At 74.3% G+C, this 14,709-nt stretch carries 13 protein-coding genes; 9 read left to right on the top strand and 4 right to left on the bottom strand.

Translation table 11 applies throughout. From position 1 onward, the window contains the following. The first annotated feature begins 233 nt into the window (after positions 1 to 233). The 3 genes from CP977_RS06960 (at position 234) to CP977_RS06950 (ending at position 3,708) form a co-directional block, all read left to right on the top strand. A complete protein-coding gene (locus CP977_RS06960) occupies positions 234 to 1,298 on the top strand; it encodes a PP2C family protein-serine/threonine phosphatase (protein ID WP_062758648.1) in 1,065 nt (354 codons plus the stop codon). A 360-nt stretch (positions 1,299 to 1,658) separates the two neighbouring features. Further along, positions 1,659 to 2,999 carry an NsdA family TPR-like regulatory protein gene (locus CP977_RS06955; RefSeq protein ID WP_152369778.1) on the top strand — a complete coding sequence of 447 codons (1,341 nt, stop codon included), beginning with the start codon at positions 1,659 to 1,661 and terminating at the stop codon, positions 2,997 to 2,999. Positions 3,000 to 3,177: 178 nt separating this feature from the next. Then, a complete protein-coding gene (locus tag CP977_RS06950) occupies positions 3,178 to 3,708 on the top strand; it encodes an NUDIX hydrolase (protein WP_053649196.1) in 531 nt (176 codons plus the stop codon). Positions 3,709 to 3,823: 115 nt separating this feature from the next. Here the strand turns inward: CP977_RS06950 and CP977_RS06945 are convergent, their stop codons facing one another. Further along, a complete protein-coding gene (locus CP977_RS06945) occupies positions 3,824 to 4,684 on the bottom strand; it encodes a 3-hydroxybutyryl-CoA dehydrogenase (protein ID WP_062759692.1) in 861 nt (286 codons plus the stop codon). 197 nt (positions 4,685 to 4,881) lie between these two features. Here CP977_RS06945 and CP977_RS06940 point away from each other — a divergent pair, with 197 nt between their 5' ends. Then, on the top strand, positions 4,882 to 6,168 hold the full coding sequence (locus CP977_RS06940; RefSeq protein WP_372460694.1) for a glycoside hydrolase family 10-like protein: 1,287 nt from the start codon (positions 4,882 to 4,884) through the stop codon (positions 6,166 to 6,168). Positions 6,169 to 6,229: 61 nt separating this feature from the next. Here the strand turns inward: CP977_RS06940 and CP977_RS06935 are convergent, their stop codons facing one another. Further along, positions 6,230 to 6,433 (bottom strand): DUF1918 domain-containing protein, encoded by a 204-nt coding sequence (locus CP977_RS06935; RefSeq protein ID WP_062758639.1) that lies wholly within the window; start codon positions 6,431 to 6,433, stop codon positions 6,230 to 6,232. A gap of 123 nt (positions 6,434 to 6,556) precedes the next feature. Next, positions 6,557 to 7,663: a DMT family transporter gene (locus CP977_RS06930; protein ID WP_229991594.1), complete on the bottom strand. Its 1,107-nt coding sequence runs from the start codon at positions 7,661 to 7,663 to the stop codon at positions 6,557 to 6,559. Between CP977_RS06930 and CP977_RS06920 the strand changes: the two genes are divergently transcribed. From CP977_RS06920 to CP977_RS06905, 4 genes are all read left to right on the top strand, one after another. Next, positions 7,662 to 9,098: an aminotransferase-like domain-containing protein gene (locus CP977_RS06920; RefSeq protein ID WP_062758633.1), complete on the top strand. Its 1,437-nt coding sequence runs from the start codon at positions 7,662 to 7,664 to the stop codon at positions 9,096 to 9,098. The two genes, CP977_RS06930 and CP977_RS06920, sit on opposite strands and share 2 nt — an antisense overlap. Positions 9,099 to 9,189: 91 nt before the next feature. Next, positions 9,190 to 9,642 (top strand): GNAT family N-acetyltransferase, encoded by a 453-nt coding sequence (locus CP977_RS06915; protein WP_062758629.1) that lies wholly within the window; start codon positions 9,190 to 9,192, stop codon positions 9,640 to 9,642. Between the two features lie 69 nt (positions 9,643 to 9,711). Then, positions 9,712 to 10,287: a histidine phosphatase family protein gene (locus CP977_RS06910; RefSeq protein ID WP_062759690.1), complete on the top strand. Its 576-nt coding sequence runs from the start codon at positions 9,712 to 9,714 to the stop codon at positions 10,285 to 10,287. 81 nt (positions 10,288 to 10,368) lie between these two features. After that, on the top strand, positions 10,369 to 11,532 hold the full coding sequence (locus tag CP977_RS06905; RefSeq protein ID WP_183953307.1) for a methyltransferase: 1,164 nt from the start codon (positions 10,369 to 10,371) through the stop codon (positions 11,530 to 11,532). A 102-nt stretch (positions 11,533 to 11,634) separates the two neighbouring features. Here the strand turns inward: CP977_RS06905 and argG are convergent, their stop codons facing one another. Next, entirely contained in the window at positions 11,635 to 13,080 is a 1,446-nt protein-coding gene (argG, locus tag CP977_RS06900) for an argininosuccinate synthase (protein ID WP_062758623.1), read from the bottom strand. A gap of 212 nt (positions 13,081 to 13,292) precedes the next feature. Here argG and CP977_RS06895 point away from each other — a divergent pair, with 212 nt between their 5' ends. Further along, the gene (locus CP977_RS06895) at positions 13,293 to 14,648 is read left to right on the top strand and encodes an ankyrin repeat domain-containing protein (RefSeq protein WP_152369777.1); all 1,356 of its coding nucleotides are present in this window, start codon (positions 13,293 to 13,295) and stop codon (positions 14,646 to 14,648) included. Positions 14,649 to 14,709: the final 61 nt, after the last annotated feature.

Raw genomic sequence — 14,709 nt, 5'->3', positions numbered from 1 at the left:
CTCCGTCCTTTCCGGGGGCCACGGCACGCACACCCTTACGGGAATGGCACGTCCGTGCCGATGGCGCGACCCTGGCGCGGGGCGGCGCGCCGGGGGTGCTCACTCCTTCGGGTGAGATCGGTGGGGGGTGTTCCGCGGGGATGGGTGCGGTCGGGAGAATCGACGCGGTCGCAGGGGCGGACCTGCGTGCCGCAGGGCCTTCGGGCGCTGTCGGGGCTCGGGAAGGGCCGTGCATGATCCGTACGAGGTCGTTGGACTCCGATGGCTCCCGGCTCCGCCGGCTGGCCCCGCTCGCTCCTCCCGCCGCCTGGGGCGCGGTGGCCGTGGCGTGGAAGTTCGCCTGTCCGTCGGCCCGGGAGCCCGGGCTGCCGATACGGATCGCCACCAGCGTCGTCTTCCTCTCCGTCGGCATCGGGCTCGTCCTCGGCGTCCGGCGCGGCCTCGCAAGGGAGCTGGCGCGGGCGCGGGCCGTCGCGGAGGCCACCCAGCAGGTGCTGCTGCGGCCCCCGCCGGGCCGTCTCGAAGGGCTGACCCTGGCCGCCGGGCAGCTCTCCGCCTCCCGGGGCGCCTCCGTCGGCGGCGACCTGTACGAGGCGGTGGCCACCCCCTACGGGGTGCGGATCGTCGTCGGGGACGTCCGGGGCCACGGGCTCGCCGCGCTCGGCGCCGTGGTCGCGCTGCTCGGCAGCTTCCGCGAGGCCGCCCATGACGAGCCCGAACTCGCGGGGGTGCTGCGGCGGTTGGAGCGCGCCCTGGAGCGGCACTTGCGGGAGCGGGCCCGGGACGAGCACCCGGCGCGGGCCGGGACGGACCCCGAGCACCCGGCGGCCGAGGAGTTCGTGACCCTGCTGCTCCTGGAGATCGGGCCCGACGGGCGGCTCTCCGTGTTCAACTGCGGTCACCCCGGCCCGTACCGCCTCGGACGGGAGGCGGAGCGGCTGCCCGTCGGGGACCCGCTGCCCCCGCTCGGCGTGCTGCCGCTGCCCGCCGGCCTCGCCCCGTACACCGCGGCCCGGCTGCTGCCCGGCGAGACCCTCGTCCTGCACACCGACGGCGCGGAGGAGGCCCGGGACCACCGGGGCCGGTTCTTCGCCCTCGACGCCGCCCTGGCCGGGCCGCCCGGCGAGGCGCCCGCGGCGCTCGTCCGCCGGGTCCACGCGGAGCTGCTGCACCACACGGGCGGCCGGCTCGCCGACGACATCGCGCTCCTCGTCGTACGGAACGACCGCGCCAGGGTGCCGGCGCAGCCCGCCGAACCCGGGCTGCGCCGGCCCCGGCCCGCCCCCTCCTCCCCCTGAGGGGAGGGAGGGGACGGTACCGGCGCCGCCCGCCCCGCCACGGAGTGTCGGGCAGATCAGCGGGGCGGGCGACGCGGACCGGGCGGCCGCACTGTACGAGGGGGAGCCGGCGGCCCGGTCGTCGCCTTGCGGCGAGAAGCACAGTCAACCGGGGACGGGCCGGGCGCGGCAGAGCACGCGGACCGGAAGAACGGGTGCTTCGTTCACACCCCGTGCGAAACCCTCGGAGGAGGCCTCCCGGACCCTCCGCGCGTACACCTCGTGTGCGCGAATCCCCCCGTACGGGCCACTCCACGTCACTTTGCCCCGTACGAAATCGGCCACCGCTACGCTGAGTTCACCGAGCGGACCGGAGCGGCCATGCAGCCCAACACCTTGCTCGACGCCCTGCTCGACGAAGCGGGCGTCTCGCACGCCGGCCTCGCCACCCGGGTGAACCGGGCCGGCCGGGCCAGGGGACTCACCCTGCGCTACGAACACACCGCCGTGGCCCGCTGGTTGAAGGGCCAGCGGCCGCGCGGCCAGGTGCCGGACCTGATCTGCGAGGTGCTCGCCGCCCGGCTGGACCGGCAGGTGACCCTGGACGACATCGGCCTCGGGGTGCCGGGCGGCCCGGTCCCTGCGCCCGGTTCGCCGCTCTCCGGCTTCGTGGAGCGGGCGGCCGCCCTCTGGCGCTCCGACGAGCAGCAGCGGCCGCACATCGTCGCCGCGCCCGCCCTGACCGGCACCCCCGCGGTGATGCCCGTCTGGGAGTGGGAGAACCCGCCGGAGGACACGGACGTCTCCCGCACCGGCCGGACCGCGGTCTCGGCCGCCGACATCGACGTCCTGGTCGCCGCCCGGACCCACTACGAGCAGATGTACCGCAAGGCCGGGGGCATCGCGACCCGGGCCCGGATCGTCGGCTTCCTCACCACCGAGACGGCGCCGCTGCTCCGGGGAAGCTACGGCGACGACCTCGGACGGCGGCTGCACCGCGCCGCCGGCGGCCTGGTGGCGGTGGCCGGGATCTGCGCCTACGACGCCGACGCCCACGGCCTGGCCCAGCGCTACTTCCACCAGGCGCTGCGGCTCGCGAAGGCCAGCGGAGACCGGGGGCTCGGCGCGTACGTGATCGCGCTCCTCGTCAACCAGTCGCTGTTCACGGGCGAGTACCGGCAGGCGGTGGCGTTCGCGGAGGCGGCGCTGCGGGCGGCGGGGCGGCAGATCACCCCGGCGCTCGCCGCCGACCTGACGGCGATGCAGGCGAAGGCGTACGCGCACCTGGGCGACGGCGCGACCGCGCTCGCCTGCATCCGGCGGGCCGAGGCGGCGGCGGAGCGGATCAGTCCGGGCGAGGAACCGGCCGAGACGGGCTATGTGCAGCCGGGGCTCGTCAACGTGCAGATCGCGGAGGCCCTCTTCGGCCTGGGCGACCTCCCGGCGGCCCACGAGCACGCCACGGCGGCGGTCGGGGCGCCCTCGCACGACCGGGGGCGGGTCCACCGGCTCGCCATGCTGTGCCGGGTCCAGCTCCGGCAGGGGGAGGCCGACGGGGCGGCACACACGGCCGTGGAGATGACGGAGCTGGCGCGCGGGACGGAGTCGCGGCGGCTGCGGGACCGGCTGCGGGAGGTGCGGGAGCACCTGCTCGCGAGCGGCGCGGAGGACGCGCGGGAGGCGGCGGCGCTCATCGACGGGGCGCTGCGCGTCCCCCTCTGAACCCCTCTGCTTCCCTCTGACCTCTTCCGACCCCTGCCTCTGCCTCCTTCCGGGCCCTCCCCCTGCTCCTTTCCGCCCCTTGACGATCCTTTCCGGTCGTCTCCGGTCCCCTTCGGGTCTCCGACTGCTGCGATATTGCCACCGAACAAGCTCCGATCAGTCGGAAGGTGGCAAGAACGTGCAGTGGACGAAGCTGAGCGAACGCTCTGTCTATGAGAACCGTTGGTTCCGGGTGAACCTCGCGGACGTCGAACTCCCGGACGGCCGCCACCTGGACCACTACCTGATCCGGCTCCGTCCGGTCGCCGTCGCGACCGCCGTCAACGAGGCCGACGAAGTCCTGATGCTCTGGCGCCACCGCTTCATCACCGACAGCTGGGGCTGGGAACTGGCCGCCGGCGTGGTCGAGGACGGCGAGGACGTCGAGTCCGCCGCCGCCCGCGAGATGGAGGAGGAGACCGGCTGGCGGCCGGGGCCGCTGCGCCACCTCCTCACCGTCGAGCCCTCCAACGGCCTCACCGACGCCCGCCACCACCTCTACTGGGCGGAGCGGGCCACCTACACCGGGCCCCCCGAGGACGCCTTCGAGTCCTCGCGGCGGGCCTGGATCCCGCTCAAGCAGATCCCCGACATGATCGCCCGGGGCGAGGTCCCGGCCGCCAACATGGCCGCCGGTCTGCTGATGCTCCACCACCTGCGCCTCGGCTGAGCCGGAAGCGGCGCCCAGAGGCAGGGGAAAGGCCGGACGACCCGTACCTGTGCGGGAGTACGGGCCGTCCGGGTGGTGCGGAGAGTGGTCTGAGGGTGTCCCGCGAGGGACGGGGTCAGGCGTACGGGTAGAAGCCCGAGCCCGTCTTCCGGCCGAGCCGGCCCGCGTCCACCATGCGCTGGAGCAGCGGGGGAGCGGCGTACAGCGGCTCCTTGAACTCCGAGTACATCGAGTCGGCGATCGAGGCGATCGTGTCCAGGCCGATCAGGTCGGACAGCTTCAGCGGGCCCATCGGGTGGGCGCAGCCGAACTCCATGCCGTTGTCGATGTCCTCGCGGCTCGCGATGCCCGACTCGAACATCCGGATCGCGGAGAGCAGGTACGGCACGAGCAGCGCGTTCACCACGAAGCCCGAGCGGTCCTGGGCGCGGATCGCGTGCTTGCCCAGCGTCTTCTCGGCGAAGGCCTGGGCCCGGCTGATCGTGCCCTCGGAGGTGGTGAGGGCCGGGATCAGCTCGACGAGCTTCTGCACCGGGGCCGGGTTGAAGAAGTGGATGCCGATGATCTGGTCGGGGCGGGAGGTCGCCACGGCCAGCTTCACCAGCGGGATGGAGGAGGTGTTCGAGGCCAGGATGGCGTCCGGCCGGGTGATCACCTGGTCGAGGACCTGGAAGATCTCGGTCTTGACCTGCTCGTTCTCCACCACGGCCTCGATGACGAGGTCGCGGTCGGCGAACTCGCCCAGGTCGGTGGTGAAGCTGAGGCGCGCGAGCGTCGCGTCCCGCTCCTCCTCGCTGATCTTGCCGCGTTCGGCGGCCTTCGACAGCGAGTTGTAGAGCCGCGTGCGGCCGATCTCCAGCGCCTCGCCGGTGGTCTCGGCGACCCTCACGTCAAGGCCGCTCCGGGCACACACCTCTGCGATGCCCGCGCCCATCTGGCCGCAGCCCACCACTCCGACGCGCTCAATGTCGGCCATGGAGTCCGTCACCTCGTGCCTTTCGCTCTCTGCCGGCGGCGGGGCCGTGCGATTCCGGTGCGTCCGCCTCTGTCCCACGACGTTACCGCTCATTAACCGATGATCGATCGCCCGGGACGTGGGCATGCTCTCCCGGTGAGTGTGACGTATCCAACACAGGAGGGGTACAAGTGCGGCCTATCGGGAGAAGAGGGTTCGTGGCCGGAGCCGCCGGGGCGGCGCTCGCCGTGACGGGAACGACAGCAACGACGGGGACGACAGGAGCAGCGGTGGCGGCGGACGAAGCGGTTCGCGGGGTGACGGAGGCGGGTGCGGCGCCCGAGGTGAGGAGCCAGGCGCGGGGGAGGCCGTACCGCCGCCGGGAGTTCCGCGGCATGTGGCTGGCGACGGTCGCCAACATCGACTGGCCCTCCCGGCCCGGCCTGACCGCAGCGCAGCAGCGCTCCGAGCTCCTCGTCCACCTCGACACGGCGGCCGAGCGGCGCCTCAACGCCGTGGTCCTCCAGGTCCGGCCGACCGCCGACGCCCTGTGGCCCTCGCCGTACGAGCCGTGGGCGGAGTGCCTGACCGGCACCCAGGGCCGCGACCCCGGCTGGGACCCGTTGGGCACGGCCGTCGCCGAGGCCCACGCGCGGGACCTCCAGCTGCACGCCTGGTTCAACCCGTACCGGGTGGCGAACCACACCGACCCGGCCCGGCTCACCGCCTCCCACCCGGCCCGGCGGCACCCCGAGTGGGTGCTGCCCTACGGCGGGAAGCTGTACTACGACCCCGGCCTTCCCGAGGTCCGGCGCTTCGTCCAGGACGCCATGCTGGACGCGGTGCGCCGCTATGACATCGACGCCGTGCACTGGGACGACTACTTCTACCCGTACCCGGTCGCCGGACAGGCCTTCGCCGACGACGAGACGTACGCGCGCCACGGCGGGGACTTCCCCGACAAGGCGTCCTGGCGGCGGCACAACACCGATCTGCTGGTCTCCGAGATGTCCGCCCGCATCAAGGCTGCCAAGCCGGACGTGGCCTTCGGCGTGAGCCCCTTCGGGGTCTGGCGGAACCGCGCCACCGACCCGGAGGGCTCGAACACGAACGCCGGCGTCCAGACGTACGACGACCTGTACGCCGACACCCGCAAGTGGGTGCGGGAGGGGTGGCTCGACCACGTCGTGCCACAGCTGTACTGGCACATCGGCCTGCCCGCGGCGGACTACGCCGAGCTGCTGCCCTGGTGGGACGAGACGGTACGGGGCACCGGCGTCGGCCTCTACGTCGGCGAGGCGCTCCACAAGGCGGGCGACCCCGCCCAGCCGGCCGCCTGGCAGGACCCGGGGGAGCTCTCGCGCCATCTGGAGCTGGCCAAGGGGTACGCCGGGGTCGGCGGCCACTGCTTCTTCTCGGCCAAGGAGGTCGCGCGGGACCGGATCGGGGCGATGGCCGCCGTGGTGGCCGACCACTACCCGACCAGGGTCCGCCCGCCGGGGTGACGGCCTCCCGGCCGGTTCCTGCTCCTCAGCCGGTCCTGGCCTCTCGGTCGGACCTCGCCGCTCAGCCTGACTTCGCCTCCGGGCGGTGACGCACGACGGCGTCGGGGCCCGGCGACATCAGGGCCTCGTGTCCGTCGTCGTCGAACTTCACGCGGTACGGGGGAGTGCCGTTCTCCCCCAGTACCTGAAGGACCTCGGCCGTACGGTCGTGGTGGCCTACGGTCCGTCCGTGCACCAGCAGTTTGTCGCCCACGCTCGCCTGCATCGGGGTGACCTCCTCGCGACCGGACCCGTGCCGGTCTCCCGTTCTTCGAGTCTTCAAGGCCTCTGCTTGTCATTGTGACCCTTTTCGGCCGGTTCCGTCGCGCCTGGCCTCCCGGCCTCCGGCTCACGACTTCGACCGCTGGGTGACCGCGATGCAGACCAGGACCGCGACCGCCGCGACGGGGGCGGCCGGCGACAGGGTCTCGCCGAGCAGGGTGACCGACCAGACGAGGGTGAGGAGCGGCTGGGCGAGCTGGAGCTGGCTGGCCTTCGGGATGCCGATCGCGGCCATGCCCCGGTACCAGACGTACAGGCCGAAGAAGGTCGAGCCGGCGGCGACCCACACCAGGCCGATGACGCCGTGGGCGTTGAGGCGGACCGGCTCCAGGGACAGGGCGACGGCCGAGGCGGCCACCATCAGCGGCAGGCAGAGGACCAGGGCCCAGCCGATGACCTGCCAGCCCGGCATCAGCCCGGCGAGCCGGCCGCCCTCGGTGTACCCGGCCGCGCACACGAGCAGCGCCCCGAACAGGTACAGGTCGCCTGTCGAGAGCGCCCCGCCGCTCTCCGCGAGCGTGAAGCCGAGCACCACCACGGCTCCGGAGACGGCCGCGATCCAGAAGGTGCGGGAGGGGCGCCGGCCCGTCCGCAGGGCGGCGAAGGCGGCCGTGGTGAGCGGCAGGAGGCCCACCACCACGGCGGCATGGGAGGTGGTGGAGGTCTGCAGGGCCAGGCTGGTCAGGAGCGGGAAGCCGATGACGACACCGCCGGCGACCACCGCGAGCCCCGCCCAGTGGCGCCGCTCCGGCAGCGGCACCCGACCGGCGAGCAGGAAGACGCCGGCGAGGAGCGCGGCGAGGGCGGACCGCACGGCCACGAGCGACCAGGGGCCGAAGCTCTCCAGGCCCCAGACGGTCGAGGGGAAGGTGAGGGAGAACGCGACGACACCGAGCCCGGCGAGCAGGGTGCCACGGCGCCGGGAGTCGGGGGCGGGGGCCCGGGAAACGGTGGCCCGGGAATCGGGGCCGGAGTCGGGGCCGGAGTCGGGGACCCGGGGGGCCGCGGTCCGAGAACCGGCGACAGCGGCTCGGGAGCCGGAGCCAGGGGCCTGGGAGGCCGCGGCCCGGGAGCCGGGCGCGGGAGTCGAAGGGCCGGACGCCCCGGCGGTGCGGGCCCCCGGGCCGGTGACCGCTATCGCGTCAGGAGCAGTAGCGCTATCGTGTGTCCTCATGCATGAGCGTAGCAGTGTCGCGGAACTCGTGAAATCCCTGAGATTTGAGCTCGACCGCTACTCCCCAGGAGGAAAGCTGCCGTCGAGTCGGGCGCTCGTCGAGCGCTACCGCGTCTCCCCGGTCACCGTCACCCGCGCCCTCGCCCAGCTCGCCGCCGAAGGGCTCGTCGTCACCCGCCCCGGCGCCGGCGCCTTCCGCGCGGAGCCCCGTACCCCCACCCCGGCCGCCGGGGACACCTCCTGGCAGGAGGTCGCCCTCAGCGCCGACACCGCCACCGAACTCGTGCCCCGGTCCGTCGACGCCTCCGGCGTCCTCGTCACCCTCTCCGCGCCGCCGCCCGGCACGATCGAGTTCAACGGCGGCTACCTCCACCCCTCCCTCCAGCCCGAACGGGCCCTCGCCGCCGCCCTCGCGCGGGCCGGCCGCCGCCCCGGCGCCTGGGGCAGGCCGCCCGTCGACGGCCTGCCCGAGCTGCGCGCGTGGTTCGCGCGCGAGATCGGCGGCGGCGTCACCGCGGCCGAGGTCCTCGTCACCGCCGGCGGCCAGTCCGCGATCACCACCGCCCTGCGCGCCCTCGCCCCGCCCGGCGCCCCCGTCCTGGTCGAGTCGCCCACCTACCCGGGCATGCTCGCCGTCGCCCGCGCCGCCGGACTCCGGCCCGTCCCCGTGCCCGCCGACGCCGGGGGAGTCCGCCCCGAACTCCTCGAAGCCGCGTTCCGCGCCACCGGGGCCCGCGTCCTCGTCTGCCAGCCGCTCTTCCAGAACCCGACGGGCGCCGTCCTCGGGCCGGAGCGGCGCCGGGAGGTCGTCCGGATCGCCCGTGCCGCCGGGGCCTTCGTCGTCGAGGACGACTTCGCCCGCCTCCTCGTCCACGAGGACGCCCCGCCGCTCCCCGAACCCCTCGCCGCCGAGGACCCGGACGGCGTCGTCGTCCACGTCCGCTCCCTCACCAAACCCACCTCGCCCAGCCTCCGCGTCGGCGCCCTCGCCGCCCGGGGCCCCGTCCTGGAACGGCTGCGCGCCATCCAGGTCGTCGACAGCTTCTTCGTCCCCCGGCCCCTCCAGGAGGCCGCGCTCGAACTCGTCGGCTCCCCGGCCTGGCCCCGCCACCTCCGCGCCGTCTCCCAGGAGCTCAAGGGCCGCCGGGACGCCATGACCGGCGCCCTCGCCCACCACCTCCCCGAACTCGCCCTGCCGCACATCCCCTCCGGGGGCCACCACCTCTGGCTGCGCCTCCCCGACACCCTGCCCGAGGCCTCCCTCCACGCCACCGCCCTGCGCACCGGGGTCGCCGTCGCCCCCGGCCGCCCCTATTTCTGCGCCGAACCGCCCGCCGGCCACATCCGGCTGAGTTTCGCGGGTGTCGCGGGCCCCACGGAGATCGCGGAGGGGGTGCGCCGCCTGCGGACGGCGGTGGACGAACTCACCGGCTGACCCCGGGACCGTGCCGTACGGGCGTTCCGCCCCGCCCCGGCTCCCGGTGAAATCACCTGACAAGCCCCCGCCCTCCTGGAAGCCTGCGCCCATGACCGACAGCAGCCTCCCGGAGGGCCCCGTCCTGCACGGGGCGTACGAGATCTCGTCCGACCCGGCCCGGATCGACGCCGCCCGCGTCCACCACTGGCTCTCCACCGACTCCTACTGGGCCCACGGCCGACCTCGGGAGAAGCAGGACCGGGCCATCGCCGGCTCGCTCAACCTCGGCGCCTACCACCGCGAGACCGGCGAGATGAGCGCCTACGCGCGCGTCATCACCGACTACGCCACCTTCGCCTGGCTCTGCGACGTCTACGTCGACCGCCCGGCCCGCGGCACCGGCCTCGGCACCGCGCTCGTCACCGCCGTCCGGGACCACCTGGAGCCGTACGGGCTGAGCCGCATCATGCTCGCCACCGCCGACGCGCACGGCGTGTACGAGAAGGTGGGTTTCGCGCCACTCCGAAATCCGGACATGTGGATGGCTCTCGGGCGGCAGTGAGCCGCACTCCCTCCGCCCCCTCGAAGCGACCCCTTGACCGGCGGCGCCACCGGCCTCACGATCGCCGCCATGAGTCTTCGGGTGACGCTCGTCACGGCGGCACGCAGCTCCTCCCTGCTCGCCGAACGGTTCGACGACGACCGGCCGCTGGACGAGGCCGGCTGGTACGAGGTGCAGCAGGCCGCGCCCGCGCTCATCCCGCTCGGCGCGGCCGAACTGCGCTACTGCTCCCCGACCCCGCGCAGCCGCGCCACCGGCACCGCCCTCGGCTACGCGCCCCTCGTCCAGCCCGCGCTGCGCGACTGCGACATGGGCCGCTGGCGCGGCCTGACCCTCGCCGAGGTCGCCGCCCTCGAACCGGCCGCCGTCGACGCCTGGCTCACCGACGCCCGCACGGCCCCGCACGGCGGCGAACCGCTCCTCGCCTTCATCACCCGGATAGGGAACTGGCTCGACACCCGCCCCGCCGAGGACGGCGCCATCGTCGCCGTCGCCGAACCCTCCGTCGTACGGGCCGCCCTCGTGTACGCCCTGAAGGCGCCGCCCGCCACGTACTGGAACGTGGACGTCCGCCCCCTCTCCACCGTCACCCTCACCGGCCGCCCCGGCCTCTGGCACCTCCAGCTCGACGCGGCCCTGCGCTGAGGGGCCCGCCCGCGTCACCGGGACGGGGCGCACGGCGGAGAAGGGCGGCCCGCCCCCGCGACCGGCTAGCCTGAACCCACGATGAACCGTTTGAGCACGTCATGGGGCGCCTTCACGCTCACCCGCCACCCCGAGGACCCGCGCGACCCGCTGCGCGCCTGGGACGCGTCCGACGAGTACCTCCTCGGACACCTGGCCGAGACCGGCACCGACCTCTCCGGCACCGTCGCCGTCCTCGGCGACCGCTGGGGCGCCCTCGTCACCGCGCTCCAGGCGGCGGGCCCCGGCGCACTGGTCCAGATCACCGACTCGTACCTCGGCGGGCGGGCGACCCGGACCAACCTCGCGCGCGCCGGCGCCGCCCCGGACGCCGTCCGGCTGCTCACCACCCAGGACCCGCCGCCCGAGCGGATCGACGTGCTCCTCGTCCGCGTCCCCAAGAGCCTCGCGCTCCTGGAGGACCAGCTGCACCGTCTCGCGCCCGCCGTCCACGAGGGCACCGTGATCGTCGGCACCGGCATGGTCAAGGAGATCCACACCTCCACGCTGAAGCTCTTCGAGCGGATCCTCGGACCCACCCGCACCTCCCTCGCGGTGAAGAAGGCCCGGCTGATCCACACCACCCCCGACCCGGCCGCCGCCCCGGGCCCGAACCCCTGGCCGTACCGGTACGACCTCCCCGCCGACACCCCCGCGCCCGGCCTCCCCGGACGGACCGTCGCCAACCACGCCGGCGTCTTCTGCGCCGACCGCCTCGACATCGGGACCCGCTTCCTCCTCGCGCACCTGCCCCGCGACATCGGCCGGGCCCGCGTCGCGGACCTCGGCTGCGGCAACGGCGTGGTGGGCCTCGCGGTCGCCCTCGCCGAACCGGAGGCGGAGCTGGTCTTCACCGACGAGTCGTACCAGGCCGTCGCCTCGGCCGAGGAGAACTTCCGCGCCCACGCGGGCGAGGGGCGCACGGCCGGGTTCCACGTCGGCGACGGGCTCGCGGACCTGGAACCCGGCTCGCTCGACCTGGTCCTCAACAACCCGCCGTTCCACAGCCACCAGGCCACCACCGACCGCACCGCCCGCCGCATGTTCGCCGACGCCCGGCGCGCCCTGCGCCCCGGCGGCGAACTGTGGGTCGTCGGCAACCGGCACCTCGGCTACCACGTCACCCTCCGCCGCGTCTTCGGCAACAGCGAACTGGTCGCGAGCGACCCGAAGTTCGTGATCCTGCGCGCGGTCCGCCGCCCCTAGGGACAGACCGGCGGCAAAAGGCGGACAGCGAAGAGGCCGGTACGGCACCGAGGCGCCGTACCGGCCTTCCGTACCGCCGGGGCGCCGCCCGGCGCCCGCGCGTCAGTCCGTGCCGAACTCCATCGCGGCCCGGTCGAGCAGCTCGTCGTCGCCCGAGGACTCGCCGCGCGAGGCGATGGCCTCGGCCCCGCCCTCCGGCATGCTGCCGATCAGTCCGGTCGCGGCGGCCTGCGCGGCGCCGATGGCCGGGCCGCCGCTGCCGATCAGGCCGAGGCCCGCGTACTGCTCCAGCTTGGCGCGGGAGTCGGCGATGTCGAGGTTCCGCATGGTGAGCTGGCCGATCCGGTCCGCCGGGCCGAAGGCCGAGTCCTCGGTGCGCTCCATGGACAGCTTGTCCGGGTGGTAGCTGAACGCCGGGCCCGTGGTGTCGAGGATCGAGTAGTCCTCGCCGCGCCGCAGCCGCAGCGTCACCTCGCCGGTGACGGCCGCGCCGACCCAGCGCTGGAGCGACTCGCGGACCATCAGGGCCTGCGGGTCCAGCCACCGGCCCTCGTACATGAGCCGGCCGAGGCGCCGGCCCTCGTTGTGGTACTGGGCGAGGGTGTCCTCGTTGTGGATCGCGTTGACCAGGCGCTCGTACGCGGCGTGCAGCAGGGCCATGCCCGGGGCCTCGTAGATGCCGCGGCTCTTGGCCTCGATGATCCGGTTCTCGATCTGGTCCGACATGCCCATGCCGTGGCGGCCGCCGATGGCGTTGGCCTCCATCACCAGGTCGACGGGGGAGGCGAACTCCTTGCCGTTGATGGTGACCGGGCGGCCCTGGTCGAAGCCGATCGTCACGTCCTCCGTGGCGATCTCGACCGACGGGTCCCAGAACCGGACGCCCATGATCGGCTCCACGGTCTCGACGCCCGTGTCCAGGTGCTCCAGGGTCTTGGCCTCGTGGGTGGCGCCCCAGATGTTGGCGTCGGTGGAGTACGCCTTCTCCGTGCTGTCCCGGTAGGGGAGGTCGTGGGCGAGGAGCCACTCCGACATCTCCTTGCGGCCGCCGAGCTCGGTCACGAAGTCGGTGTCCAGCCACGGCTTGTAGATCCGCAGGTGGGGGTTGGCGAGCAGGCCGTAGCGGTAGAACCGCTCGATGTCGTTGCCCTTGAAGGTCGAGCCGTCGCCCCAGATCTGGACGTCGTCCTCCAGCATCGCCCGGACGAGCAGCGTGCCGGTGACGGCGCGGCCCAGGGGCGTGGTGTTGAAGTAGGCGCGACCGCCCGAGCGGATGTGGAACGCGCCGCAGGTGAGCGCGGCGAGGCCCTCCTCGACCAGCGCCGCCCGGCAGTCGACCAGGCGCGCGATCTCGGCACCGTAGGTCTTCGCGCGACCGGGCACCGAGGCGATGTCGGGCTCGTCGTACTGGCCGATGTCGGCGGTGTAGGTGCAGGGGATGGCGCCCTTGTCGCGCATCCATGCGACCGCGACGGAGGTGTCGAGGCCGCCGGAGAAGGCGATGCCGACGCGCTCGCCGGCGGGCAGGGAGGTGAGGACCTTGGACATGGGAAGAGTATGCATCATCTCGCATGGTCATGCAAAGAGGGTCGGGGGAGACCGTGGAAAGGGGCCGGGGGCGCGGATGCGGCCGGGCCGAGAAGGGGGGCGTGCCCGCCCGCCCGTATCCGTGGCGCGGCCGCATCCGACGTAACGTGCGCGGTGAACCGGGACGGACGGCCGACGATCCGCTCCGGTACGGGACGGGGGGACGGCGGAACATGGACGACGAGCGGCTCGTGGCGGCGGCCGAGCGGGGGGACGCGGAGGCCGTGACCGCCGCGCTGGAGGCCGGAGCGGACCCGGACACGGTCACGGACGACGGCCTGCCGGTGCTCTGCCTCGCGGTCGCCGCCTACGACGCCGCCGTCGCGGAGGCACTCGCCGAGGGCGGCACGGACCCGGACCGGCGGCTGCCGGACGGGACGACCCCGCTGGTACGGGCGGTCGAAGGCGGCTCCCCGGCGGTCGTGACCGCCGTACTGGGCCGGGAGCCCCGGACGCGTCTCCCGGAGGCCGAGAGGGAGCGACTGCTCGCCCTGGCCCGGCGCTGGTACGAGCGGGGCGCGGAGGAGGGGCTCCGGGACAGGGTGGGCGGATCCGGCCCCGTCCGCCGGTCGTCGGTGAGGGACGACGAGTACGGCTCCGTGCCGGAGCTGACGCTCGGCGGCCTGACGGTCCGCGACGGGCACGGCGCGATCCTCACCGAGCTGGAATGGGCCTTCCGCGTCCTGGCACCCGTGGACGAACTGGTGGCCAGGGCCGTGGCGCGGCACGACCCGGAGCACGTCGACCGGTCGGCCGCCCTGTGGACCCTCGACAAGCGGCGCGGCAGGGAGACGTGGTCGGCCGTCACCGCGCACCGCCACTGCCCGGATCCGGAACGCCGGCTGTTCGTCCTCGACGTCCTCCGCCTCCACCTCCTCTTCATCTCGAACTGGCGGAACTCCTACGAGCGGGAGACGGCGGAACTGCTCGTCGCCTGGGCGACCGAGGGCGAGAGCGACCCCCGCGTCCTCGCCGAGGTGCTCCGCGTCCTCGGCGAGGCGGAGCACCGGGAGCTGGAAGCCGTGGGGCTGCGGCACGCCGGTCACTCGGATCCGCGTGTCCGCGCCCGGGTCCCCCTTCTCCTGTTCGACGGGGAGGGCCCCGCCCCCGGCGCGGCGATCCGCGCCGCCCTGCTCGCGCTCGCCCGGGACGAGGACCGCGACGTGCGCGCCGGAGCCGCCCGGGCGCTGGCCGCGGCCCACGGCACCGGCCCCGGCTTCACGGACGCCGTCGTCGCCCTGCTCCGGGACCCCGCGGCCGAAGTGCGGGCCCGAGCCGCGGAGGCCGTCGCGAGCGGCACGGACCGCACCGGGGCGATCGCCGACGCCCTCGCGGCCCTGCGCGACGAGGGTGAGTTCGAGACGCGGCTCAATGCCGCCTACGGCCTCCTCCGGCGCCACGACCCGCGCGCCGACGAGGCGATCGAACGACTCGGCCCGCTCTCCCGGCCCGGCTACGAGCACGACCACCGTCTCTCCGCGATCTTTCGCCGGAAGTGGGAGCGCGAGGACCGTTCCGCCGCCGAATAACGCCGAATAACGCCGAATGGTGCCGGATGACGCCGGCGCCCCGGGCGGGCGGGCGTACGGA

The organism is Streptomyces cinereoruber (assembly GCF_009299385.1).
Classification (GTDB): Bacteria; Actinomycetota; Actinomycetes; order Streptomycetales; family Streptomycetaceae; genus Streptomyces; species Streptomyces bikiniensis.
This window is presented reverse-complemented; position numbering and strand designations above follow the sequence as displayed.